This window comes from Desulfolithobacter sp., from assembly GCF_054025815.1.
In genome coordinates this window covers 1-23,708 of record NZ_JBPMMS010000030.1, presented here as the reverse complement: position 1 = coordinate 23,708, position 23,708 = coordinate 1, and the positions used below count along the sequence as shown (strand labels likewise).

The following is a 23,708-nucleotide window of genomic DNA, read 5'->3' as shown; positions in this document are numbered from 1 at the left end:
TGTTGCTGTGTCAAGGGATACCAAGATACCCGGGCCAGCTGCTCCTGTCCCGGGCAAACCGTGAGCGGTCGGTCACATACGGAGGAGTCGCATTGGAAGAGAAACACAAAGAGAAAGAGTCTGGACTGCTTGGAATCTATGAAAAATATGAACAGGTCATTTCCCTGGGACTCACCGGGCTGATAGCGGTTATAGTCCTGATCGCCTTTGTCCGGCTGGCCGTGGATGTCTATGACCTGCTGATTACAGGGATGCTCGATCCCCTGGATCATGAGGTGTTCAAGAATATCTTCGGAATGATCATGACCCTGCTCATTGCCATGGAGTTCAAGCATTCCATTATCAAGGTCCTGGAACGGAAAAATCATGTGGTTCAGGTGAAAACCGTCCTGCTCATCGCCCTGCTGGCCCTGGCAAGAAAATTCATTATCCTGGATGTGAACTCACTTGGGGCCGGAAGCCTGGCCGCTCTGGCCCTTTGTGTGCTCTCCCTTGGAATCGTCTTCTGGCTGATTCGGGAACGGGAACACAGGGAAAAGCAGATTTCTTCCTGCTGAGCTCCATTTCCTGTCAGTACTTGACGTCCTGCCTCTGGAGACATATTTTTGAACCTGAGGGGTTTCTCCGTGACGCAGGTCAAGCGCGGTTCGGTGAAAGTAAAAAACGCGGTTGGAATGTATCGGTATTGGAGGTGGAATCATGGCAACGTTGACTCAGATTCGTCAGGGGATAGGGCAGGTTTGGGACAGTATGGTCGAGGGCTGGCGGGCCCTTACCAGGCGTGCATACGGCGCCATAACCCGTTTTTCTCTGCCTGGCAAGGCTGTCAGGGGCGGGGATGAGATTGCCCTGGTGGAAAGCAACCGCAGGAATGTCGGCTGGGGAATCCTGGCGGCAGAGGTTTTTGATGATTCGGACCGGGTGGTTGTTCGGGTAGAAATGCCCGGAATGAAACGGGATGATTTCGATATCGAGGTGGTGGATGATATTTTGTTGATCCGTGGAGAGAAGAAGGTCGAGCACGAATCCACCGTGGGGCAGTACCATCTGGTGGAATGTGCCTATGGTTCTTTTGAGCGGGCCATACCTTTGCCGGTTTCGGTCGAGCCGGGCAAGGCCAAGGCCCGGTATCGGAAGGGAGTTCTGCGGATCGAGCTGCCTAAGCGAAAAAAGGCCCGCTCAAGGGTCCGTCAGGTTCCCATCAAGTAATCCCTTCATATCAGGCCCGGAGGAATGGATAAAATCAGGGGCACTTTTTTGCAAAGTGCCCCTTTTTGGTCTATGACGATTGAGGCTCAGCCGAGGATCCTCTGGAGGGTTTCCCGGTCAAGATCTTTGTTGAACCTGATATGGATGGAATAGTCACTTTCCGGTAGATGGAAAGGCTGGACTCCGATTACCGTGCCGGTGACATGCATAATCTCGTCGGAATCGCTGGTTGGAATGGAGAGGCGCATTGTCCGCCCAAGGAGCAGGCGACCGTTTTCTTTTTTCGAGATACGGACCAGAAAGGCAAGACCGCCGCGGGAAATATCGCTGAGGCTGCCTCTGAAAGCCCGGCCCAGTTTTTTTCCCTGGGCATCGATCATCTGGACCTGGATTTTGCATGAGTGTTCGTAGCGGCGGCTGGTGCGACGATCCAGGTTTTTCTTCCTCAGCATTGACTGGATATCGTTGAAACGGTTGTAAAAGTCCTGTAGCTTCGATTCCAGACCCGGAAACTCCTCGTGCCAGCGGGCAAAGCTTTTTCGCCGTAATACAGAGAGTCGCACCGGAGTCAGGGCTGTCAGGGTAACGGTCCAGAGCGAGGCGTTGAAAAAGTTTTCTCCGGCCAGTTCTCCGCTGCCAAGTGTCTTGATGAACAGTTCTCGATCGCCCTGGAGGTAGGAAACCCTTATGTTGCCCTGGTTGATAAAGAACAGTTCGTCGTTTTTTTCACCCTGTGACACTATGATCTCTTCTGGCTGGAAGTTACGTTCTTCCAGTTCATGATAGATGGCGGCAAACTCTTCCGACGTAAGCTCGTCCATCAAATCGGCCCATACTTCGAGGTGATCTTTATTGATGGCGTCGGCTTTTTCCTGTTCTATAATCTCTCCAGTCCGAATTATTTCTTTTAGTGCCAGGGGATCTATTTCATAGATTCGATCCCTGAGGCGCTCGGCGTTGGCAAAATCGTGATTGCGGGCGCAGGTAAGAATGAGGTCGACCAGTTTCTTTTTGGCCTTGTCCGTTTCGCCGCTTGCTGCGAGGGAAAAAATTTGCTGTTCCCGGCCCTGAATGCCGTTTTCTGCAACCTGCCTGAAGGTGTCCGATTTGCCCGTTCCTGAAGAGTCTTTTTCGCTGGAACGGTTTTTTGCCATAATACGGGCCAGGGCAATCTCAGCTGTTTCGCGGACTTTATCTGAGACTGATTCCGGCGTTTTTTTCAGATCCAGGATTTTCTTTAGAGCCGGGATCGCTTTTTTTGACCCGATTCTACCCAGGGCTCTGCATATTCTTTTTTCAAGTTCGTTCCGATGATGCGGGTCGTTGAATGGATTACGTTCAAGGAGTTCGCACAAAGGGGTGGCGAAACGCTCGTTTTCAGTTTCCCCGATCAGGGTGATTACGGTGCCGATCAGCTGCCGGGGACCATGTTGCAGCGCGTGGAGAAGAAAGTCGTTGAGTTTTGGTCCGCCAATATTGCCGGCAGCGACCAGGACCTCTTTTTTGACCCGCAGGTCCTTGTGGGAGAAGTAGGGCAGTATGGCGTCCATGCATGATCCATCCCCCACCTCACCAAGAAGCCTGATGATGTTGCGAAGAAGGTACCAGGGTGCATCCTTTTTGAGCCGGCACAGGAGCTCGCTCTGGGCTCCAGAGCCGATTTCCAGGAGCAGGGCGAGCAGCAGTCGGCGTTCAGAACGTTCCTGGCTTTGTCCCAGAATATCTATAAGCCAGCCGGCTGCCGACCGGCCCAGAACGCTGAGGAGTTTACCTGCTTTCCGTCGGCGCTCTTTCTGGTGCAGGTATTCTTCAGTCAGCCACTCAAGTCTGGATGGGGTTGCAATGGTTTGCCGGGTCCGTTCCAGCGCTCCGAGGAGAGATTTTCCGTCAACCCGGCCCAGGATTGTGTCGTGAAGCCGCTGGAGGATATCATGGGCTGCTTCGTAACGTCCACTGTCAATGAGATGGGCAATGAAAGGGCCCAGGTTGATAATCAGGGTCCGGGCCGTTTCTTCATCTGTGGTGTCCAGGGCAAGAGTTTCCTCCAGGGCCGGCAGCAGTTTTTCGGTTCGGTGCCAGTCCTGGTTCAGGTTGAGAAATTTGGTTGTCTCAGCCAGGGCCTGCCCGGCGTGTTGACGAACTTCGGCATTGACGTCCTGGAGCCCGATAACCAGTTGTCCCAGCAGACGGTCGGCTTCACGTTCCTGGTTGTTATCCATTAGCATTGCCAGGTGAGCCGGCAGAGTCGAGCTGCAGGCTGGTTCTTTCAGCACGTCCAGGTCTCCGTCAAGCAGGCGGGAGAGCCTCTCTCCGGGTTTCTGTGTGCCAGCCTGATCTTTTGCTGGGTCGACCCTGATCGGGTTTGTGGTGACTGATGCCTGCTCATCATTTTGCAGGGCAAGGTATCGTTTGCCATCGATAGTGATATGCCTCAAGGAAAGCTCGCGAAGAGATAAACCTGAGGTGGAGAAGATGTGCTGGGTGGAAGTGCCCTTGGCCATTTCTTTCAACAGAGTCTCGCATTCGTCCCTTGTTATGCCGGGAAGAAAGGAGACCGAATCGATCTGCAGGTGAGACATGAGAGAGACCAATCCTTTGATGTGGGGACGTTTCTGGTCTTTCTCGGGCAGAACAAAGTCATTGACCAGCATCTTCTGGCCGGAAACTCCGATGACCACTGCGTCGGCATGATCTGTGAAAAGCGCATCCAGGCAGGCCTGCAGGCTTTCGATATTTTTTTGCACCTGGGGATTGTCCGGTGGGTATATGCCCACAGTGCGTATCGCCGAGTAGAACCTCAGGGGAAGTTGAAGCAGGGGAGGTATCAGGGTTTTGTTGTCTGCGGCTGATGAACTGTTCATCATCGGGAACCTTTTTGAAAGAGCACCGTTTTTATGGTTCTGAAGATGACCAGCAGGTCGATGAAGATGGAGAGATTCTTTATGTAATAGAGATCATACTCCAGCTTGCGCAGGGCATCTTCTTCCGAGGCGCCATAGGGATAGCAGACCTGGGCCCAGCCGGTGATACCGGGCTTTACCGAATGGCGCAGGGAGTAATAGGGGATGGACTCGGTGAGGCGTTCGACAAACATGGGCCGTTCAGGCCGGGGGCCGACAAAGCTCATTTCTCCCTTGAGAACATTCAACATCTGGGGAATTTCATCAATGCGCACCTTGCGGATAAAGCCACCCACCCGTGTCACCCGGCTGTCGTTTTGTCGGGCCCACACCGCTCCGTCCTTCTCAGCGTCCTGACGCATGGAGCGGAACTTGATCACCTTGAAGACGCGGCCTTTCTCCCCAACCCGTTCCTGGAGATAGAATATGGGGCCGGGTGATTCAAGCTTGATAAGGGCAGCGATGGGGATGGTGACCGGCAGGGAAGCCGTCAGGCCGACGACCGAAAGAACAATATCCAGGACTCGTTTTATCAGGTAGCGAATCCGGCTTTTCTGGAATCCTTCGGAGAAGATGAGCCAGGCCGGGTTGACGTTTTCCACCAGGATCTTGCCGGTGATGGATTCATAGAAGGTTATTCCTTCCTCTATGGCGATACCCTGCAGTTTGCATTCCAGCAGTTGCTCGACGGGCATGGTACCGCGTCGGTCATCCAGAGCCACGATGATCCGTTTGGCCTCGTGGGCATGACACAGGGACAAGAGAGGGCTGGACCGGGGCAGGACAGAAACCTGGTTGGGGTTGTAGTGGGGCAGGGAGTTGCCGATAAACGAGGCGATTTTATAGCCCGAATCCGCCCTCCCTTCAATCTCTCTCGCGATTTCCGAGGCAATTTTACCGGTGCCGATCATGATGATCGGCCGGGAGAAAAGCCTTTTCTTGAGAACCATGTAGTAGAGCACCCGCCAGCCCAGCAGAAGAGCGCAGATCACCCAGTAACTGGTCCAGAACACGACTGTGGAGATCACCATGGGGGGGAAGGTGTAGTAGATCCCTGCCAGGATGACGCAGCCAACCCCGAAGGCCTGGACCATGCGGATAAAGGTATCCAGAGGAGTCGTGACCCAACTCAGGTCATAGAGGTCAAAGAAGTAAAGGGAGAGTTGAAAGATAATGGTGACAACCAGCGCCCGCAGGGTGTCGAGAAAAAACTGGTCGAGGAAGAGTCCCCAGCCGCTGAACGCAATATAGACTAAATTGATGGTGAGAAAGATGAGTAACCCTTCGCCGAGGAAGAAGATAATGTTACGGACCGGGTAATATTTATTGAGAATATAGGGCATCGACCGTAGGCGGCAGCAGAGAGCGCGAGAATTTATTTAGCCACTGAGAAAGAAAGAAAATTTACTATATATTGGATAGCATAGCTCTGGTCCAGATGTCAAGGAAATCACAGGGAATCCTCTCGGGAGGGGCAGGGAGCGACAACCTGGTGGTGGAGCAGGAGCGTGACAAGTTGGCTGACCGGCAGGCCGATGACATTGGAGCAGGAGCCCCGGATATGCCTGACCAGAAAACCGCCGATGCCCTGGATGCCGTATCCTCCGGCCTTGTCGAAAGGTTCTTCGGTGGCCACGTAGGCCCGCAGTACTGTTTGCGGGAAGCGGGCAAAGGTGACCTCGGTGCTGCAGGTCTGCAGTTCAGTGATTCCTTTTTCCCGGTGATGGAGGCAGAGGCCGGTGATCACCGTATGGGTCGTGTCCTGGAGGGCAGTGAGCATGGCCAGAGCCTCTTTACCATTGGCAGGTTTGCCCAGGATTCGGCCTTGGATTGTGACCACGGTGTCAGCACTGATGATATAGCTTTCTGGATGGATTTCGGCCACCTGGCAGGCCTTTTCCAGGGCCATGCGCCGGGCGAAGTGCTCACTGTTCTCTCCGGGCTCCGGAGTTTCGTCGATGACCGCCGGCAGGACCTGGAAATCAAGGCCGAGATTTTTGAGAAACTCCTGACGCCTGGGGGAACCCGAGGCCAGGATGAGGGAGGCGGTGCTGCGGAAGGGGCCGTCAGGTTGGGAAACAGCGGGTATCACGGCAGGGGACCATAGAAAACCTGTTCCAGGAAAAGTCCACGGGCCGGGGCTGTGGGGCCGGCCAGGTTGCGGTCCCTTGCCTGGAGAATTGTTGAAAACTCGTCCGTGGTCATCTGGCCCCGGGCCACCAGTAGCAGGGTGCCGACCAGATTGCGCACCATGTGGCGGAGAAAACCATCGCCCAGAAAGCGAAAACTCCAGTTTTCCGGCTCTGTTCCCGGGGTGCAGGAGCAGTGAAACAGGGTCCGCACGGCTCCCCGTCCGTTTGTACAGGCCGGATCGCGGGAACCACTGGCCTCGAAGCTCGAGAAGTCGTGGCTGCCCCTGAGCAGCGCCAGGCAGCGCAGGACCGGTTCCAGGGCAAAGTGGGAGGGGACATGGGTTTCATACAGCCTCCTGGTGGGCTGTTGGACAGGCCCGGTATAGAGGTCATACCTGTACGCCTTGCCGGTGGCGCTGTAGCGGCTGTGGAACTTGGGATCGGCCTCCAGGGCCTTCAGGATCCGTATGTCGGCCGGCAGCATGGAGTTGAGGCCCCGCCACAGTCCGTGTACAGGGATAGAGGTGCGGGTATGGAAGTTGGCCACCATGCCGAGAGCGTGGACCCCGGCATCGGTCCGGCCAGCCCCGTGGAGGGTGACCTTCTCTCCGGTCATGCGTTCCAGACAGGCCTCCACAGTGGCCTGAATGGTGCGGCCCTCGGGCTGTCGCTGCCAGCCAGAGTAACCGGTGCCGTCATAGGCAAGGCAGAGTCTGATGTTTCGCTCTTCTCCGCTCACGGAAAAAAGGGTGCGCTCTCAAGTCCGGTGTTTTCGGCAAGGCCCAGCATCAGGTTCATGTTCTGGACCGCCTGGCCGGAAGCACCTTTTACGATATTGTCTATGGCAGCCATGACAATGACCCGGCCGGCACGTTCGTCCAGGCGCACAGCCAGGTCGCAGCAGTTGCTGCCCCGGACATGCTGGGTGGCTGGCAGGGCCGGCTGCGGACAGATCCGGACAAAGTACTCGTCGCCATAGGTGGTTTCATAGAGCTCCTGCAGTGCCTGTGTTGTCATCGACTTCTCCAGCCGGGCGTACATGGTGGAGAGGATACCCCGGTTGACCGGCAGGAGATGGGGGGTGAAAGAGATGGTTACCCGGCTGCCGGAAAGAGCGCTCAGCTCCTGTTCCATTTCCGGTATGTGCCGGTGGCTGCCGCCGACCTTGTAGGGTCGGAATCCATCGGCCACTTCACAGTACAGGGTGGCCACCGCAGCGGAACGTCCGGCTCCGGTGGTGCCGGATTTGGAGTCGATGATCAGTGTACCCGGGTCGATGAGATGGTTTCGCACAAGCGGCGCCAGACCCAGGATCACCGAGGTCGGATAGCAGCCGGGATTGGCCACCAGGTCGGCTTTGCGGATCTGGTCCCGGTACAGTTCAGGCAGCCCGTAGACCGCCTGCCTGACCAGCTCCGGGCTGGAATGGGCCTGGTACCACTGCTCGTATACCGCTACGTCGCGGATCCGGAAATCGGCGCTGAGATCAACCACTTTCTTTCCTGCAGCCAGCAGGGGAGGGACAATATCCATGGCGGTTTTATGTGGCACCGCGGTAAAAAAGAAGTCCGCCCGGTCCTTCAGCTCGTCGGGCTGCAGGTTTTCACATACCATCTGGACTCGATCCCGCAGGTTGGGAAAGACTTCCGACAGAGGCTTGCCGGCATATGTCCTGGAGGTGGCGACGGTGATCTCCACCTCGGGATGGGTGGACAGTATCCGTGCCAGTTCGACACCGGTGTATCCGGAAGCCCCGACTATTCCCACTCGTATCATGATCTGTTTTTTCCGTGGAGGTTGAAAATAAAAAAAGGGAATAACGAAGCATCGTTATTCCCTTGAACACGCAAACTGAAGATATCGGTTGCGATATCCTGACCAATGGCTCCGTTGTGTTTAACGCTTGGAGAACTGGAAGCGGGCGCGGGCACCACGCTGACCGTATTTCTTCCGCTCTTTGACGCGGGGGTCACGGGTCAGCAGGCCGGCCTTTTTCAGCGGAATCCGCATATCGGGATTCATCTCCTGCAGTGCCTTGGAAATGCCATGAACCAGAGCGTCAACCTGAGCGGACTTGCCGCCTCCTCTGACTGTGGCTTTGACGTCATATTTTTCCATGGTTTCGGTGATGGAGAAGGGCTTGTTGACTTTCGGCTCAAAGTAGATCTGTCCGAAATACTCCTCCAGCGGCTGCTGGTTGACAGCAATGTTTCCGCTCCCAGGGGTTAACCAGACCCGGGCAATAGCGGATTTACGTTTGCCGGTTGCGTAATATGTGTCCTGCGCCATGATATATGTACTCCGTTAGAATCAGATATCCAGGGTTTCCGGCTGCTGTGCCTGATGGGGATGGTCGCTGCCAGCGTACACCTTGAGCTTTTTGAGCTGCTTGCGGCCAAGCTTGTTTTTCGGCAACATGCCCTTGACCGCCATGCGGATCAGCTCCTCGGGTTTCTTGGCCAGGACTTCCTTGGCACTCTGCTCTTTGATGCCACCCATGTAGCCGGTATGACGGTAGTACTTCTTGTCATCCCACTTGTTGCCGGTCAGGTGCACCTTGTCCGCGTTGATGACCACGATAAAATCGCCGTTGTCCTGAAAGTTGCAGAAGGTTGGCTTGTGCTTGCCGCGCAGACGGCGGGCAATTTCCGAAGCTACGCGCCCCAGTACCTTGCCGTCGGCATCCACGACGTACCACTTGCGTTTGATTTCATCCACAGGCGTATAATAGGTTTTCATTGCTGCGCCTCAGCTTTGCAAAAAGAAAATAACAAAAAAAGGTTCGAACGGTGTCCGAACCTTGAAGTGTCAGTGGAGCGGGAAACGAGATTCGAACTCGCGACTTCAACCTTGGCAAGGTTGCACTCTACCACTGAGTTATTCCCGCTCAGTCGTTTTCCGTGACAGCCCAAGACTATAACAGGGCGTCTGAGAATCTGTCAATAAAAAAATATAAAACCAGGGAAAGAGAAAACAGCTTTGTCCTTCCAGGGAAGAACTGTTGCCAATCTCTGAGAGAGAGAATAGTATATCAGAAGAAACCAGGCAACAAAAACAAGTAATTTTCTGTAAGGGAGCGTGCTGTCCATGGCCATGCAGGTCGACCGCAGGGCCGATATCCATCGGCGAACCAGAGAAACCGATATCCAGCTCAGCCTGGTGCTTGACGGGAGCGGTTCCACCGTCATCGACACCGGGGTGGGGTTCATGGATCACATGCTGACCTTGTTTGCGGTTCACGGCATGTTCGATCTCGAAATTACCGCCCGCGGAGATACCGTGGTGGACGATCATCACACCGTGGAAGACCTGGGGATCTGCCTGGGTCAGGCCCTGAAACAGGCCCTGGGTGATTTCTCCGGCATATGCCGGTACGGACACGCCTACGTGCCCATGGACGAGACCCTGGCCCGGGTCTGCATTGATGTCTCCAACCGGCCCTGTCTTCATTACGAGGTTCCGGTTCCGGACCAGAAAGTGGGATACTTTGATACGGCTCTTGCCAAGGAATTTTTTCGGGCCGTCTCCCTGCACGGAGGTCTGACACTCCATGCGGATCTGCTCCACGGGGAGAACAGCCATCATATTCTTGAGGCTGTCTTCAAGGCCTTTGGCCGCTCACTGTCGCATGCTGTGAGCCGCCACCCAACACTGCGCGGGCAGCTTTCCAGCAAGGGGACGCTTTAGTCCCGACCCTGGTCCATGGCTTGTTTCCCGTGCTGGTGCGGGATGAGCCAGGCTTTATCCCGGGACATTGGACCGCCTATCTTTTTCAGACCAGAACCATGGAACCTGCCTTGAGAAAAGGCCATGAATCGACAGGAGTATACATATGAAATCTGGTTTTTCGCTGCTGGTTGTAGCCCTGCTTGCTCTGATTTTGGTACTCGCTGGTTGCGGGGCTCCCAAGAGTGTGCCCACAGGCGGTGATACACTTGTCTCCGACTACCAGATCCGCTGTATCACCGTGCTTCCGGCCCGGAAGCCGCAGAGTCCTGATAAAGATATGTCTCCGGAGGCGGCTGCGGAAATGGCCCGGGGGGTATCGGTGCTTGACCAGTTGTTGCGTGAACATCTTGCCGGATGCTGTGATGTGCGGTTTGTTTCCGGACACCAGCTCGCCGGCCTGGGAGAAGGCCTGGAAGCCGGGGAACAGGCCCTGGTCAGTGAGGCAGGCAAGCGGTTTGGCTGCAATGCGGTGCTTGAAGTTTTTCTGGAGCGTTACCAGGAGCGGGTCGGTGGAGAGTATGCGGTGCAACAGCCGGCGTCGGTGGCTTTCAGCTACCGGCTGGTCGGGGTTGACAGTGGGGAGGTGCTTTGTCGGGGAACCTTTGACGAGGTCCAGCAGTCTGTGGCAGAGAATATTTTTGCCTTCGGCAAGGCCAGGCAGCGTGGCTTCACCTGGGTGACAGCCGGGGAACTGCTGCGTGAGGGATTGCGGGAAAAGTTTTCCGGCTGCTCCTACCTGGTTCCGGCCCGGTAAGCGAGCATGAAAAGTCCTCTCAGTCGAGCCATCAACCGGCGTATTGGCCAGACCATGCACCGGTGGAACATGCTTGCCCATGGAGACCGGGTTCTGGTTGCTGTTTCCGGGGGGATCGACTCTCTGGTACTATCCTGGCTGCTGCTGCACTGGCGGGCCAAAGCCCCCATTGATTTTACCCTTCATCCGGTGCATATCGATACGGAAAGTGTCGATGGCCGGCCTGGAAAGGCTGCCCGGGACGTGGCCATGGAGTTGGAGAAAATCGGCCTGGCCTGCCAGGTGATTCCCTCAATCTGGAAGCCTTCCCTGCCGGAGGACACTCCATTGCGGGAAAACCAGCGCAAGGACATTTGTTTTCATTGCTCCAGTAACCGCAGACGGCAACTCTTTGACACGGCCAGGAAGACAGGTTGTAACAAGCTGGCTCTGGGCCATCACCAGGATGATCTCATAGAAACCTTTTTTATCAACCTGACCAGTGCCGGCAATATCAGCACCATGAAGCCCAGGCAGGAGCTTTTTGAGGGCCGTTTGACCATTATCCGGCCTCTGGCCGGGATTGAAAAGGCCGAGATACGAAAGATCGGAGCGGCTGTTGGGGTCGTCCCGGTCCCTTCCTCCTGTCCCCTGTCGGAACAGACCCGGCGCCGCGACGTCAGAGATGTTCTGGAGTCCATCTACGAGCAAATCCCCGGGTCCAGGGAACACATCTTTGCCGCTCTTGCCAATGTCCGACATGAGTATCTGCTGCACCGTTAGGCTGCAGGTACTGTTCGTGACCCTGCAAATTTCTTGAATATTCACACGATACTGTCGTCACCATGGATACCACTCTGGACTGCCTTGTCTGTTTTATGCGCCAGGCCCTGACAACCGTCAGGCTTTCCACCATTGATTCTCTGCTCCAGCGGCGGGTGGTCAACGAGGCCGGTGCCCTTCTTTCCAGGGTTGAGTTCGGCCTGACGCCGCCGGAAAATGCCGTGGATCTCTATCAGATGATTGCCAGGCTGACCGGGGTCGAGGACCCGTTTGCCGAGCTCAAGGTCCAGGGTAACGAGCTTGCTCTGGCCATGCGTGATACTGTCCGGGAACGAATCCGCGCTGCGCCGGATCCGCTGCTGGCCGCAGTTCGTTTCGCAATCGGCGGCAATATCATAGACTATGCGGCCCAGCACAGTTTCGACGTCGATGCCACTATGGCCTCCTGCCTGGAGACGCCCTTTCTCCTGGATTCGACACCCGCTCTTGTGGCTGCTCTTGACAGAAGACCTGAAGTGCTTTACCTGGCAGATAATGCTGGGGAAATAGTATTCGACGGCCTGCTGGTGGAAGAGCTTTTACGTCGCAACTGCCGGGTGACACTGGTGGTGCGGGAGGGGGCTATCATTAACGACGCCACCATGGATGATATCAGGGCCTGCGGGCTGGATGGTCTCTGCCCGGTGATAACCAGTGGAGTTGTCTGTCCGGGGACTCCTCTTGCGCGTTGCAGCCCTGAGTTCAGGAAGCTTTTTCACCGGGCTGACCTCATTATCAGCAAGGGGATGGGCAATTATGAAACGCTTTCCGATGTGGTCGCGCCCCTGTTTTTTCTTTTCACCGTCAAGTGCCAGGTGGTGGCGGAAGATATTCGCAACCGGATGTCGCTGGCACCCGGCAGTGTGAAAGGAAAGGGCGAGATGGTGGTTATGATGCAGAAGCAGAACTGAAACGAGGCAACATGAAAGAGCGGATAAAAGATATTCTCGATCCGAACCAGGTGGGCAGGACACTGGAGGTTGATGGATGGGTGCGGACCCGGCGTGATTCCGGGGCGCTGTGTTTTCTGGAAATAAATGACGGTTCCTGTCTGACCAATCTCCAGGTTGTTGCCGAATCGTCCCTGCCAAACTTTGATAAAGAGGTCAAAAAACTGGGGACCGGTTGCGCTGTTCGGGTCCAGGGAGAGCTGGTGGAATCTCCGGCCAAGGGCCAGGAAGTGGAGCTGCGGGCTGGCGAGGTGACGGTTATCGGCTGGGCGGATCCCGGCAGCTATCCGCTCCAGAAAAAACGTCATTCTTTTGAGTTTCTCCGTTCAATCGCCCACCTGCGGCCGCGGACCAATGCCCTGGCCAGCGTGGCCCGGGTCCGCAGCGAGCTTTGCTTTGCCATTCATCGTTTTTTCCATGATCGGGGTTTCTTCCTGGTCAACACCCCGATTATCACTACCTCGGATTGCGAAGGGGCTGGAGAGATGTTCACTGTCACCGCCCTGGAACCAGGAGAACTGGCAGGAAGTGATCCCTGGAAAAATGATTTCTTCGGTCGTCATGCCGGGTTGACTGTGAGTGGTCAGCTTCAGGCTGAGATTTATGCCCTGGCCCTGGGGCGGGTGTACACTTTCGGTCCCACGTTCCGCGCCGAAAACTCTAATACTTCCCGTCATCTGGCCGAGTTCTGGATGCTGGAGCCGGAGATGGCGTTTTGCGACCTCGGCTGTAACATGGACCTGGCCGAATCCCTTATACAGTACCTGGTTGAGTATGTGCAGAACAGATGCAGTGAGGACATTGCACTTTTTGACCGGTTTGTTGCCAGGGGGTTGTGCAAGCGCCTTGAAAATGTGGTTGCCGGCACTTTTGCCCGTATAACCTACAGCGAGGCTGTGGAAGCACTGAAAAAATCCGGACACGAATTTGCTTTTCCCGTGTCCTGGGGTATGGATCTGCAGTCCGAGCATGAACGATGGCTGTGTGAAGAGCTGGCCGGTCGGCCAGTGATTGTCACCGACTATCCCAAGGAGATCAAGCCGTTTTACATGCGGGTGGCCGATGATGAAAAAACCGTGGCGGCCATGGATATCCTGCTGCCCGGGATCGGTGAGCTTGTGGGCGGCAGCCAGCGGGAGGAGCGGCTTGAGGTCCTGGAGCCGAGGATGCGTGAAGCCGGCCTGGACCTGGATGAGTACAGCTGGTATCTGGACCTGCGTCGCTACGGCTCGGTGCCCCATTCAGGTTTTGGTCTGGGGTTTGAGCGCTTGGTCCAGTTTGTCACCGGCATGGCCAATATCCGGGACGTGATTCCCTTTCCCAGGACACCGGGCAATGCCCCGTGCTGAGCGAGTATCGTCGTATAGGTGACTTTTTTGATGAATACCGCCCAGTTTTTGGTGGGCCGGGATATATTTTTTTGAGGACAGAGCAGCGTGATTACGGGCAATAGGGCAGGATTGAAAACCAGGCAGCTCCGGGCCCTTGAGCGACTTGCTCAGAAACGGGTCGATCCCGATGAGATAATCGGCCGGGATCTGGCCCGCAGTGTGGCGGCTCTGTCCACGGAACTGAACCGGCAGATCGGTCTGCTCATCCACCGCTCCGGCCAGGTGGAGTCGGTGATCGTCGGTGATTACGACCGGATCGTCATCCCAGTGCTCAGCCATGTACGGACTGCCGGCGGTCGGCTTCGGGGCCTGCGTCTGGTCCATACCAGTTTCGGTTCCGGAATCATCGATGAAGATATCATGGACATGGCCTGTCTCCGGCTGGACCTGGTCTCGGTCCTGACCATGGAAGGTGGCCTGCCCGAGCTGCTGCATACCGCCCATCTGGCCCCGGTACCGGTGGCGGGCCGTGATTGGATTCTGCTGGATCCGGTCCATCCGGCCCGTCAGACCCTGTCCTGTCGCGATCTTATTGAGGCGCTGGAAGATGAATTCGTTCGGGGCCGGCCAGTGCGCGAGGTGGATCAGGGCCAGGACCGGGCTATCCTGGTCAGCGTGACCACCGGCTCACGGGCCGGAGCCGACGACTCCATGGCCGAGCTCAGGGAGCTTGCCCGGGCGGCCGGGGTGGTGGTCCTGGATCAGGTCATCCAGCGACGACGCAAGATTCATCCACGTTTCATCCTCGGTCGGGGCAAGCTCATGGAAATCATGCTGTTGTCGCTGCGTCTCGGGGCTAACCTGCTTATCTTCGACCAGGAGCTCAGTCCGTCGCAGATCCGATCGGTGACCGATCACACCGATCTGCGGGTCATCGACCGAACCCAGCTCATCCTTGACATCTTCGCCAGTCGGGCCCGTTCCAGGGAGGGCAAACTGCAGATCGAGATGGCCCAGCTCAAGTACATGCTGCCCAGGCTGTCCACCCGCGATGACGCCTTGTCCCGGCTGACCGGCGGCATTGGCGCCCGGGGACCGGGAGAGACCCGGCTGGAGATAGATCGCCGGCGGATCAACGACCGGATTGCCCGACTGGCCAGAGAACTTAAAAAGGTGGGTCAGGAGCGGTTTCACCGGCGCAACCGACGGCGGAAGCGCGATGTGCCGGTCATTTCTCTTGTCGGATACACCAATGCCGGCAAATCCACATTGCTCAATACCCTGACCCGCAGCGATATCCAGGCCGAGGACATGCTTTTTGCCACCCTGGATCCCACCAGTCGACGGTTGCGTTTCCCAAGGGACATGGAGGTGGTCATCACCGACACCGTGGGCTTTATCCGCAATCTGCCTGCCGAATTGCTCAAGGCCTTTGAGTCGACCCTGGAAGAACTCTTTGAGGCCAACCTCCTGGTCCATGTGATCGATGCGGCCAATCCGGCCTGGCGGGAACAGGCTGAGGTGGTTGAGCAACTGCTGCACCGGCTCGATCTGGACCGTATTCCGCTGCTCAGGATCTACAACAAGATGGATCTGCTCGACCCCCAGACCCGCGCACAGGTGGAACGGATGGAAGGTGTTGCGATCAGTGCCCTTGACCGGTCGACACTGCGGGAATTTTTCGTCCAGGCCCAGGCCGTGCTGCAGCGGGAACTGGGCGGGTGAGGGCTCTGCTTTGAGAGAATTTCAGGGCTGGAGAAAAAAACCAAGCTCCTTTTCCACTTCTTTGTCAAGGAATTCGCAGCCGATGTCATTGCCCCGTACCGAGCGGACCACGGCTTCTTTTTTCAACTTGGTCTGTTTCTTGTCGTTGAGGTGAAACTCAAGCAGGAGGATCTGGTCCTTTTCGATGTTGTGCAGGCCTGAAACCGTAAAGCCGATTCCGGAGCGGGAGATATTTTTTATGTGCACCACTCCGCCCCCGCCGGCCGGTGGCCTGATGATGGTATAGGTCCCGGGCAACCGGATCTGTTTGCGGTAATGGCTCCGGAAATCCAGGTGGACGGTGAAAACCTGTCCGCAGCGGCACTTGACGTTCAGGAAGTGTTTTTTGTTCAGGTACCTGCCCACGGCGACCTTTTTGGCTGTTTTGCAGGCGGGGCAGATAATGGTGGCGATGTTGTCGTGGCGGACGAACGTCTTGACAGAGATCATGGGTTCAGTCGTAGATGATACACGTATAGCGCTCCAGGATCTCTTCTGTTTCCCGGTCGAGCTCCGAGGCCAGTTCATGGATCTGGTATTCATGGCCGCAGCGGCTGCACTTGAGTCGAACCTGACGGCAGCGTCGGCTTACTTCCAGTTTTCCCTGGCATTTTTTGCATTGCATGATCTTATTTCCCCATGAGTTCGGAACGGGTAAAGATGGCCTTCAGGGGATAGCCCTGTTTGGCAAGCGCTTCGGCTCCACCCTCTTCCCGGTCGACAACCGTGGCCACAAGGGCGACCTTGAATCCCTCGTTTTCCACCCGCTCGATGACCTTGAGCAAGGTCCCGCCGGTGGTGACCACATCTTCCACCAGGGCCACTGTTTCCCCGGGAACAAGGTTGTTCTTGCCCTCGATGAAATTTCCGGTCCCGTGTCCCTTGGCCTCCTTGCGGACGATAAAGGCGGGGATCGGCTCTTTTTCCAGGTAGCTGACCAGGGATACGGCGGTGACCAGGGGATCGGCACCCAGGGTCATGCCGCCCACGCCGGTTATTTTTTCCGGATGATTCCTGATCATTTCAAAAAGCAGTCTGCCGCAGAGATAGGCCCCCTCGGCATCAAGGGTGGTCTGTTTGCCGTCCACATAGAAGTCGGATGTCTTGCCGGAGGTCAGGGTGAAGGTCCCTTTCCGGTACGATTTTTCAAGCAGCAGTTCTTTGAGGCGTTGCCTTTCATTCATGGGTGTGATTCCTGTTGGATGGGGGCGGTTTTTGGTTGACAGGATCACAAAATACCTGGTTTGGGCTGCGGTGCAAACGGTTTTTTTTCCGGCCACCTGTGCACGTCCCGGCAGCAGGGAAGAACTCGCGCATCTGTCCCCGGCCCTAATCGGAGTGAGCAGCTAAAATTATGTGAAAAACCGCACTTTTCGGTGTTTTTCATTTTTTCTCTATGCTACCATGAGAGTACGCATGCAAAGTGGTCCTTCTGTTGCAGAGTGTCCTCGATGCGCAGCTTTCCGGTGTCCCTCCCGGACCAAATTGTAACATATATTATAGTACAGGCCTCTGTTTCCGGCCGGCAGGACGTCGGACAGAGAGGCTGGCTTCAGTTGGTTTTTGTCATCTAAAAGGAGCTTTTTATGTGTGGTATTGTGGGCTATGTCGGTACCAGGAGAGTTGTTCCCGTATTGATTGAAGGACTGCGACGGCTGGAATACCGTGGCTATGATTCGGCAGGGCTGGTGTATCACTACGAGGGCGAGCTGGTCCGGTACCGGGCCCGGGGCAAATTGTCCAATCTGGAAGAGGCAGTGGACGAAAACATCGGGGTGGCGAGCCGCACTGGTCTTGGCCATACTCGCTGGGCAACTCATGGCGCCCCGACCAGGGATAATGCCCATCCCCACACCGACTGCACCGGTGAGCTGGTTGTGGTCCATAACGGTATCATCGAGAACTACGGGGCTCTGAAAGAGGAACTGCGGGCAAATGGCCATGAGTTTTCCTCTGAAACCGACACCGAGGTCCTGGCTCATCTGATCGAAGAGTATCTGGAAGACGACCTGGTGGCAGCGGTCCGTCAGGCCCTGGCCCGGGTGGAGGGATCGTATGCCCTGGGGGTACTTTGGGCCCGGGAACCGCAGAAACTGATCGCCGCCCGCAACCACAGCCCCCTGGTTCTTGGGGTAGATGAAGAGGCCTGTTATATCGCCTCGGATATCCCGGCCCTGCTGCCTTATACCCGGCAGGTCATCTTTCTTGACGACCAGGAACTGGCAGTGCTCGAGCCCGGGCGTTACACCATCACCCGGATTGATGGTGAGGAGGTGCTTGACAAAAAGATTTCGACCATCGACTGGAATGCCTCCATGGCGGAAAAGGCCGGCTTCAAGCATTTCATGCTCAAGGAGATCTTCGAGCAGCCCGAGGCTATCTTGAACACCGTCAAGGGGCGGATCATCCCGGACTCCGGCCAGGTCGACCTGCCCGAAATCGGCCTGGATGACGAGACTATCCGCAGTGTCGAGCGCATCGCCCTGGTGGCCTGCGGGACCTCCTGGCATGCGGCCCTGGTGGCCAAGTACTGGATCGAAAAATGGGTCGGGGTGCCGGTGGAGGTGGATATCGCCTCGGAGTTCCGCTACCGGACCCTGCTGTTGAACGACCGGGTGCTGACCATCGCTATTTCCCAGTCCGGGGAGACCGCCGATACCCTGGCCGGCATCCGTCTGGCCAGCCAGCTCGGTTCACGGATTCTGACCATCTGTAACGTGGTCGGTTCCACCATGACCCGGGAGGCGGACGGAGTGATCTATACCCATGCCGGGCCGGAAATAGGAGTGGCCTCCACCAAGGCCTTCACCAGTCAGCTGGCGGCCCTGTTTTTGTTGACCCTCTATCTCGGTAAGGTCCGGGAGACCATTGAGCCTGGGATTCTGCGCGAACTGGGCCATGCCCTGGTGGGCATTGCCGGCGTGATTGAGGAGGAATTGCCCACCATCCGCTCACAGATCCAGGAACTCATAGAGCGGTATTATGACAGCCGCGACTTTCTTTTCGTCGGCCGGGGTCTCAACTTTCCCATTGCCCTGGAAGGAGCGCTCAAGCTCAAGGAGATCTCCTATATCCATGCCGAGGGGTATGCCTCGGGTGAGCTCAAGCATGGGCCTATCGCCCTGATCGACAAGGACATGCCGGTTATGGCCCTGGTGCCACAGGATGGGGTCTACCAGAAGTCCATCTCCAATGTGGAGGAGATCAAGGCCCGACAAGGGAGGCTGGTGCTGATCGGAACCCGGGGGGATGAGCATCTGGCCACCCTCACCGATGATGTACTCTACCTGCCTCGGGTCCATGATGACCTCAATCCGCTGCTCTACACCATTCCGGCCCAGCTCCTGGCCTATGAGATCGCCAACCGCCGCGGCTGCGACGTGGATCAGCCCCGGAACCTTGCCAAGAGCGTGACCGTCGAATAACATGCCACCGGAAACCATGGCGGTAATTTTTTTATGGACCGGGTTTGATATCAGAAGGTTCACAGCCTGGGCAGGTCTCCTCCGGCCGTTCGCCCCGGTTTTCTGGGAACCGCCCGTTTTCCGTTCACTTCCAGGAGCCAGGAGCCAGCCATGATTCGTATCGGTATCGAAGAAGTCGTCTCTCGGCCGCCGGACTTTCTCCGGGGACGGCGGCTGGCCCTGCTCTGTAACCAGGCCTCGACAGACCGTAACTTTGTCCACAGTCGCGAGCTTGTCAGTCAGGCCTTTCCCGGTCAGCTCTCCTGTCTCTTTTCGCCCCAGCACGGCTTTTACAGTGAAAAGCAGGACAACATGATCGAGTCAGAACATATAATCGACTCCTTGACCGGGCTGCCGGTCTATTCGCTCTATGGTGATAAACGAAAGCCCGATGCGGAGATGTTCGAATCCTTTGATGTCCTGCTGGTGGATCTCATCGATGTGGGAACCCGGGTCTATACCTTTATCTGGACCGTAATCTACTGCCTGCAGACAGCAGCTGAAACCGGAACAGCGGTTCTGATCCTCGACCGGCCAAATCCTGTCAGCGGGCACCTGGTGGAAGGGAACCTGCTCCGTCCGCAGTGGAGTTCCTTTGTCGGGCTGCATCCCATACCCATGCGTCATGGCCTGACCCTGGGCGAGCTGGCCCTGTTGCTGAACCGGGAGATGGATATCGGGGCTGAGGTTGAGGTGGTTCCCATGCAGGGCTGGCAGAGGACAATGTTTTTTCACGATACCGGTTTTCCCTGGGTGTATCCTTCTCCCAACATGCCTTCCCCTCAAACCGCCCTGGTCTATCCCGGACAGGTGATCTGGGAGGGGAGCAATATTTCCGAGGGGCGTGGTACGACTCTCCCGTTTGAGCTTTTTGGCGCCCCTTTTTTTGATCAGGATGCGATCAAATCGCTCCTGGACCCCCGCCATCTGGCAGGCTGTGTCCTTCGGCCTGTTGTCTTTGAGCCCACTTCGGGCAAATGGGCCGGCAGACCCTGCAGAGGTTTTCAGATCCATGTCACCGACCCCCACGCTTTTCGGACCTATCGCCTCAGCCTGGCCCTGCTCGGGGTAGTACTGCGTCTTCATCCGGACGAGTTTTCCTATAAGGAGCCGCCCTATGAATATGAATTCGAGCGAATGCCCATGGATCTGATCCTCGGCGACCAGCAGGTGCGGCTGGCCCTGGAATCCGGGGCGGATGTCCTGGAACTGGAACAGGCGTGGCAACCGGATCTGGACCGGTTCGAGTCGCTGCGCCGCGCTGTTTTTCTTTACGACTAAGTGGAAATACGCTATGCTCCGCTTGGTTTGCGGCTGGCGGCGGGCAAAGGGATTAGGAGATGGAAAAGACATATACAGTGCAGGAACTCGCAAAGCTGGTTCAGGGTGAGGTGATCGGTGACCCCACCATCAGGATTCGTGGTTTCAATGGCCTGGAATGGGCCCGGGAGGATGAGCTCACCTTTATCACCAGCGCGAAGAAAAAGGACGATCTGGTCCAGAGCCGGGCAGGGGCCTTCATCATACCCCGGGACCTGGCCGGGGTGGATCGGCCCGCCATCCAGGTGGACAATCCGGATCTTGCCGCGGCCATTATCCATAATTTTTTTCTTCAGCACCCCTTTACGGCCACCGGGATACATTCATCGGTCCAGGTTGGCAGGGACTGCACCATCGATCCCTGTGTCTCGATCCATCCCCTGGTCAGTATCGGAGATCGGGTGCGTATCGGCCGGGAGGTGGAAATCCACCCCGGAGTGGTGCTCGGTGACGGGGTAACCATCGGCGAAGGAACTGTCCTTTATCCCAATGTCACTGTCTGCGCCGGATGTGTGATCGGCCGGCGGGTTATTATCCATCCAGGGGCGGTGATCGGCAGTGACGGCTTTGGCTTTGCCACTGACCAAACCACCGGCGAGCATGTGAAGAGACCCCAGGTTGGTATTGTGCGCATTGACGATGACGTGGAAATCGGCGCCAATACCTGCATAGACCGGGCAGCGTTTGGCGAGACCCGGATTCGGTGCGGGGTCAAAATCGATAATCTGGTCCAAGTGGCCCATAATGTGGACGTGGGCGAGAATTCCATACTTGTTTCCCAGGTGGGCATCGCCGGTTCAACCACCCTGGGACGTAATGTGGTCCTGGGCGGAAAGACCGCTGTGGCTGGGCATATACACCTGGGAGACGGGGTCATGACCGCGGCCATGTCCGGGGTGCATAACAGTCAGGAAAACGGCGCTGTCCTGGGAGGGGCCCCGGCCTTTGATATCCGTAAATGGGGCCGGGCCGCCACCGCCTTCATGCGGCTGCCCGAGATGCACAGGGAGATCCGGCGGCTTAAAAAAGAGATCTCGCACCTTTCTGATCTGCTGCAGGCCAGAGACCAGGACGACTAAGCGGCCGCTGGCCGCGGCTTGATACAGGAAAAACAAAGAGGAGTGGGTCGCATGGCGCAGGAAACAGCAGAACACACCATACCTATAGATATCAAGGGGATACTCGATCTTCTGCCGCATCGCTATCCTTTTATTCTGGTAGACAGGGTACTGGAAATGGAGCCGGGCAGGTCGATCACTGTGCTGAAAAACGTGACTATGAACGAGCCCTTTTTCCAGGGCCATTTCCCCGGTGAGCCGGTGATGCCAGGGGTGCTGATCCTGGAAGGTATGGCCCAGGCCGGAGCACTCCTGGCCTATCTGTCCACCCCGGATACCGTTGGTGACAAGCTGGTCTATTTCGCCGGCCTGGACAAGGTACGGTTCCGGCGGATGGTCCGTCCCGGGGATCAGTTGATTTACAAGCTGGAACTGATCCGCCACAAGACCAAGCTCAGCAAGATGTCCGGCATGGCCTACGTCGACGGTCAGCTTGCCACCGAGGCACAGCTCATGGCCACCTTCGCCTGACAGGCCACTCTGGCGGGAGGACGATCCGTTGCTCCGGCTTCAGCTATTAATTTTACAAGTACACATATATATGCCCATACATCCCACAGCCGTTATCGATAACGAGGCGGAAATAGACTCTACAGCCACCATCGGTGCCTATGCGGTTATCGACGGCAAGGTCCGTATCGGTCCGGAAACCGTGGTGGAGCCCCATGCGGTGGTCTCCGGCCCCACCACCATCGGCGCCCGGAACAAGATCGGTTCCTTTTCTTCGGTGGGTGGCCCGCCCCAGGACATGCATTACAAGGGTGAACCCACAGAGCTCATCATCGGTGATGACAATCAGATCCGCGAATATGTCTCTATCCACCGGGGGACCGTCTCCGGCAACGGCCAAACCGTAATCGGCAATGCCAACATGTTCATGGCCTATACCCATATCGCCCATGACTGTATCATCGGTAATCACGTGATCATGGCCAATGTGGCCACCCTGGCCGGTCATGTACAGCTTGATGATCATGTCAGTCTCGGCGGCCTTGTGGCCGTCCACCAGTTCTGCCGGATTGGAGCCTATACCTATGTGGGCGGGTTGTCGGGGATCAGCCTCGATGTGCCGCCCTATATTATCCTTACCGGGACCCGGAACCAGATGCGTATTGCCGGTATCAACAAGATCGGTCTGAGACGGCACGGAATGAGCCGCGAAACAATTTCCAAACTGGATCACGCTTTCAAGATCATCTTCCGTACTCCGCAGCTGCTGCTCAAGGATGCCCTGGTCAAGACTCTGGAAGAAATTCCGGACTGTCCTGAGGTGCGCAATCTGGTGGAATTCTTCCAGTCCAGCAAGCGAGGGGTGGTCAAACGAACCACCGAGGATTGAGTTTACAGTCATGGATGGACCCATCGGGCTCATTGCCGGCGGCGGTCAGTTTCCTCTCCTCTTTGCCCGGGCTGCCCGGGAGGCGGGAAGGAGGGTGGTGGCCATCGCCCACCGGGGGGAAACAGATCCTGGTCTTGAAACAGAGGTCCATACCCTTTACTGGGTCAAGCTGGGGCAATTTGGTCGGATTCTCAAGTGTTTTCATCGGGAACAGGTCCGGCAGACAGTTTTTTGCGGAACCATCACCAAGACCCGTATTTTCAGGGACGTTCTTCCGGACGTGAAGGGACTGGCCCTTTGGAAAAAGATTGATCGCCACCAGGATGATGCCATTCTCCGTGCTGTGGCCGGGGCCCTGGAGGACGAAGGGATCGAGGTCCTGCCCTCCACCTGTTATCTCAAGCATCTCTTCTTTCCCCGCGGCGTTTTGAGCCGGAAAAAACCCACCAGTGAACAGATGGATGATATTCGTTTCGGCTGGAGTATAGCCCGGGATATGGGCCGGCTTGATATAGGCCAGTGTGTGGTTGTGCGGGACCGGACCGTGTTGGCCGTGGAAGCCATCGAGGGCACTGACGCCACCATTCGTCGGGGCGGGGAACTGGCCGGCAGTGGTGCCGTGGTGGTGAAGTTGAAAAAGCCGGGTCAGGACTTCCGTTTTGACCTCCCTGCCACCGGGCTTGGGACCATCGAAAGCCTGGCTGCGGTCCGGGGGGCGGTGCTGGCCGTGGAGGCCGGCCAGTCCCTGGTTTTTGACCGGGGAGAGATGATCCGGGCCGCCGACCGGGCCGGGCTGGTGGTGGTGGGCCTGACCGATGAGGACCTGGGGTATCCTGGATCCAGGTCCTGAGCCTTCCCTGTTCCTGCTTCGTTCTACTCGCCTCTTTTTCCTATCAG

The 23,708-nt window shown here is 56.7% G+C and carries 24 protein-coding genes and 1 tRNA gene; 14 read left to right on the top strand and 11 right to left on the bottom strand.

Features of this window, described 5'->3' with window-relative positions:
- The first annotated feature begins 92 nt into the window (after positions 1 to 92).
- Both ACXJJY_RS07665 and ACXJJY_RS07660 read left to right on the top strand, forming a co-directional pair.
- Positions 93 to 557: a phosphate-starvation-inducible PsiE family protein gene (locus tag ACXJJY_RS07665; RefSeq protein ID WP_456386666.1), complete on the top strand. Its 465-nt coding sequence runs from the start codon at positions 93 to 95 to the stop codon at positions 555 to 557.
- Between the two features lie 142 nt (positions 558 to 699).
- Positions 700 to 1,209, top strand: a complete 510-nt coding sequence (locus ACXJJY_RS07660; RefSeq protein WP_456386664.1) for an Hsp20/alpha crystallin family protein — start codon at positions 700 to 702, stop codon at positions 1,207 to 1,209.
- Between the two features lie 86 nt (positions 1,210 to 1,295).
- On the opposite strand, the gene ACXJJY_RS07655 is transcribed toward ACXJJY_RS07660, so the two are convergent.
- From ACXJJY_RS07655 to ACXJJY_RS07620, 8 genes are all read right to left on the bottom strand, one after another.
- Positions 1,296 to 3,953, bottom strand: a complete 2,658-nt coding sequence (locus ACXJJY_RS07655; protein WP_456386662.1) for a HEAT repeat domain-containing protein — start codon at positions 3,951 to 3,953, stop codon at positions 1,296 to 1,298.
- A 116-nt stretch (positions 3,954 to 4,069) separates the two neighbouring features.
- Positions 4,070 to 5,452: a TIGR03013 family XrtA/PEP-CTERM system glycosyltransferase gene (locus ACXJJY_RS07650; RefSeq protein ID WP_456386660.1), complete on the bottom strand. Its 1,383-nt coding sequence runs from the start codon at positions 5,450 to 5,452 to the stop codon at positions 4,070 to 4,072.
- A gap of 107 nt (positions 5,453 to 5,559) precedes the next feature.
- Complete coding sequence (locus ACXJJY_RS07645) at positions 5,560 to 6,201, bottom strand: Maf family protein (RefSeq protein WP_456386658.1); 642 nt, start codon at positions 6,199 to 6,201, stop codon at positions 5,560 to 5,562.
- Positions 6,198 to 6,980 carry a tRNA pseudouridine(38-40) synthase TruA gene (gene truA / locus ACXJJY_RS07640; RefSeq protein ID WP_456386656.1) on the bottom strand — a complete coding sequence of 261 codons (783 nt, stop codon included), beginning with the start codon at positions 6,978 to 6,980 and terminating at the stop codon, positions 6,198 to 6,200. Before truA ends, ACXJJY_RS07645 begins: the two co-directional genes overlap by 4 nt.
- The gene (gene argC / locus ACXJJY_RS07635; RefSeq protein WP_456386654.1) at positions 6,977 to 8,017 is read right to left on the bottom strand and encodes an N-acetyl-gamma-glutamyl-phosphate reductase; all 1,041 of its coding nucleotides are present in this window, start codon (positions 8,015 to 8,017) and stop codon (positions 6,977 to 6,979) included. Before argC ends, truA begins: the two co-directional genes overlap by 4 nt.
- A 120-nt stretch (positions 8,018 to 8,137) precedes the next feature.
- Positions 8,138 to 8,530, bottom strand: a complete 393-nt coding sequence (rpsI, locus tag ACXJJY_RS07630; RefSeq protein ID WP_456386652.1) for a 30S ribosomal protein S9 — start codon at positions 8,528 to 8,530, stop codon at positions 8,138 to 8,140.
- A gap of 21 nt (positions 8,531 to 8,551) precedes the next feature.
- Entirely contained in the window at positions 8,552 to 8,980 is a 429-nt protein-coding gene (gene rplM / locus ACXJJY_RS07625) for a 50S ribosomal protein L13 (RefSeq protein WP_456386650.1), read from the bottom strand.
- 73 nt (positions 8,981 to 9,053) lie between these two features.
- A tRNA-Gly gene (locus tag ACXJJY_RS07620) sits at positions 9,054 to 9,128 on the bottom strand.
- A gap of 200 nt (positions 9,129 to 9,328) precedes the next feature.
- On the opposite strand from ACXJJY_RS07620, the gene hisB reads away from it, so the two are divergent.
- The 6 genes from hisB to hflX all read left to right on the top strand — a co-directional run bounded on the left by hisB (position 9,329) and on the right by hflX (position 15,531).
- Positions 9,329 to 9,928: an imidazoleglycerol-phosphate dehydratase HisB gene (hisB, locus tag ACXJJY_RS07615; protein WP_456386648.1), complete on the top strand. Its 600-nt coding sequence runs from the start codon at positions 9,329 to 9,331 to the stop codon at positions 9,926 to 9,928.
- 145 nt (positions 9,929 to 10,073) lie between these two features.
- The gene (locus ACXJJY_RS07610; RefSeq protein ID WP_456386646.1) at positions 10,074 to 10,724 is read left to right on the top strand and encodes a hypothetical protein; all 651 of its coding nucleotides are present in this window, start codon (positions 10,074 to 10,076) and stop codon (positions 10,722 to 10,724) included.
- A 6-nt stretch (positions 10,725 to 10,730) separates the two neighbouring features.
- Positions 10,731 to 11,486 carry a tRNA lysidine(34) synthetase gene (locus tag ACXJJY_RS07605; RefSeq protein WP_456386644.1) on the top strand — a complete coding sequence of 252 codons (756 nt, stop codon included), beginning with the start codon at positions 10,731 to 10,733 and terminating at the stop codon, positions 11,484 to 11,486.
- 62 nt (positions 11,487 to 11,548) lie between these two features.
- Positions 11,549 to 12,436: a damage-control phosphatase ARMT1 family protein gene (locus ACXJJY_RS07600; protein WP_456386642.1), complete on the top strand. Its 888-nt coding sequence runs from the start codon at positions 11,549 to 11,551 to the stop codon at positions 12,434 to 12,436.
- Positions 12,437 to 12,447: 11 nt separating this feature from the next.
- Entirely contained in the window at positions 12,448 to 13,824 is a 1,377-nt protein-coding gene (asnS, locus tag ACXJJY_RS07595) for an asparagine--tRNA ligase (RefSeq protein ID WP_456386571.1), read from the top strand.
- Between the two features lie 87 nt (positions 13,825 to 13,911).
- A complete protein-coding gene (gene hflX / locus ACXJJY_RS07590) occupies positions 13,912 to 15,531 on the top strand; it encodes a GTPase HflX (protein WP_456386569.1) in 1,620 nt (539 codons plus the stop codon).
- Between the two features lie 21 nt (positions 15,532 to 15,552).
- Here hflX and ACXJJY_RS07585 read toward each other — a convergent pair whose 3' ends face one another.
- From ACXJJY_RS07585 to pyrE, 3 genes are read right to left on the bottom strand one after another with little or no spacing between them, the layout of a single operon-like run.
- Complete coding sequence (locus ACXJJY_RS07585) at positions 15,553 to 16,020, bottom strand: PilZ domain-containing protein (protein WP_456386567.1); 468 nt, start codon at positions 16,018 to 16,020, stop codon at positions 15,553 to 15,555.
- Positions 16,021 to 16,024: 4 nt separating this feature from the next.
- Entirely contained in the window at positions 16,025 to 16,195 is a 171-nt protein-coding gene (locus ACXJJY_RS07580; RefSeq protein WP_456386565.1) for a dual CXXC motif small (seleno)protein, read from the bottom strand.
- Between the two features lie 4 nt (positions 16,196 to 16,199).
- Positions 16,200 to 16,754: an orotate phosphoribosyltransferase gene (pyrE, locus tag ACXJJY_RS07575; protein ID WP_456386563.1), complete on the bottom strand. Its 555-nt coding sequence runs from the start codon at positions 16,752 to 16,754 to the stop codon at positions 16,200 to 16,202.
- A gap of 402 nt (positions 16,755 to 17,156) precedes the next feature.
- Here pyrE and glmS point away from each other — a divergent pair, with 402 nt between their 5' ends.
- From glmS to ACXJJY_RS07545, 6 genes are all read left to right on the top strand, one after another.
- Positions 17,157 to 18,995 carry a glutamine--fructose-6-phosphate transaminase (isomerizing) gene (glmS, locus tag ACXJJY_RS07570; RefSeq protein WP_456386561.1) on the top strand — a complete coding sequence of 613 codons (1,839 nt, stop codon included), beginning with the start codon at positions 17,157 to 17,159 and terminating at the stop codon, positions 18,993 to 18,995.
- Positions 18,996 to 19,145: 150 nt separating this feature from the next.
- On the top strand, positions 19,146 to 20,315 hold the full coding sequence (locus ACXJJY_RS07565; protein WP_456386559.1) for an exo-beta-N-acetylmuramidase NamZ family protein: 1,170 nt from the start codon (positions 19,146 to 19,148) through the stop codon (positions 20,313 to 20,315).
- Between the two features lie 59 nt (positions 20,316 to 20,374).
- On the top strand, positions 20,375 to 21,433 hold the full coding sequence (gene lpxD, locus ACXJJY_RS07560; RefSeq protein ID WP_456386558.1) for a UDP-3-O-(3-hydroxymyristoyl)glucosamine N-acyltransferase: 1,059 nt from the start codon (positions 20,375 to 20,377) through the stop codon (positions 21,431 to 21,433).
- A 51-nt stretch (positions 21,434 to 21,484) separates the two neighbouring features.
- Positions 21,485 to 21,943 carry a 3-hydroxyacyl-ACP dehydratase FabZ gene (gene fabZ, locus ACXJJY_RS07555; protein WP_456386556.1) on the top strand — a complete coding sequence of 153 codons (459 nt, stop codon included), beginning with the start codon at positions 21,485 to 21,487 and terminating at the stop codon, positions 21,941 to 21,943.
- Between the two features lie 70 nt (positions 21,944 to 22,013).
- Complete coding sequence (gene lpxA, locus ACXJJY_RS07550; RefSeq protein ID WP_456386554.1) at positions 22,014 to 22,811, top strand: acyl-ACP--UDP-N-acetylglucosamine O-acyltransferase; 798 nt, start codon at positions 22,014 to 22,016, stop codon at positions 22,809 to 22,811.
- 10 nt (positions 22,812 to 22,821) lie between these two features.
- Complete coding sequence (locus tag ACXJJY_RS07545) at positions 22,822 to 23,661, top strand: LpxI family protein (RefSeq protein WP_456386552.1); 840 nt, start codon at positions 22,822 to 22,824, stop codon at positions 23,659 to 23,661.
- Positions 23,662 to 23,708 lie beyond the last annotated feature (47 nt).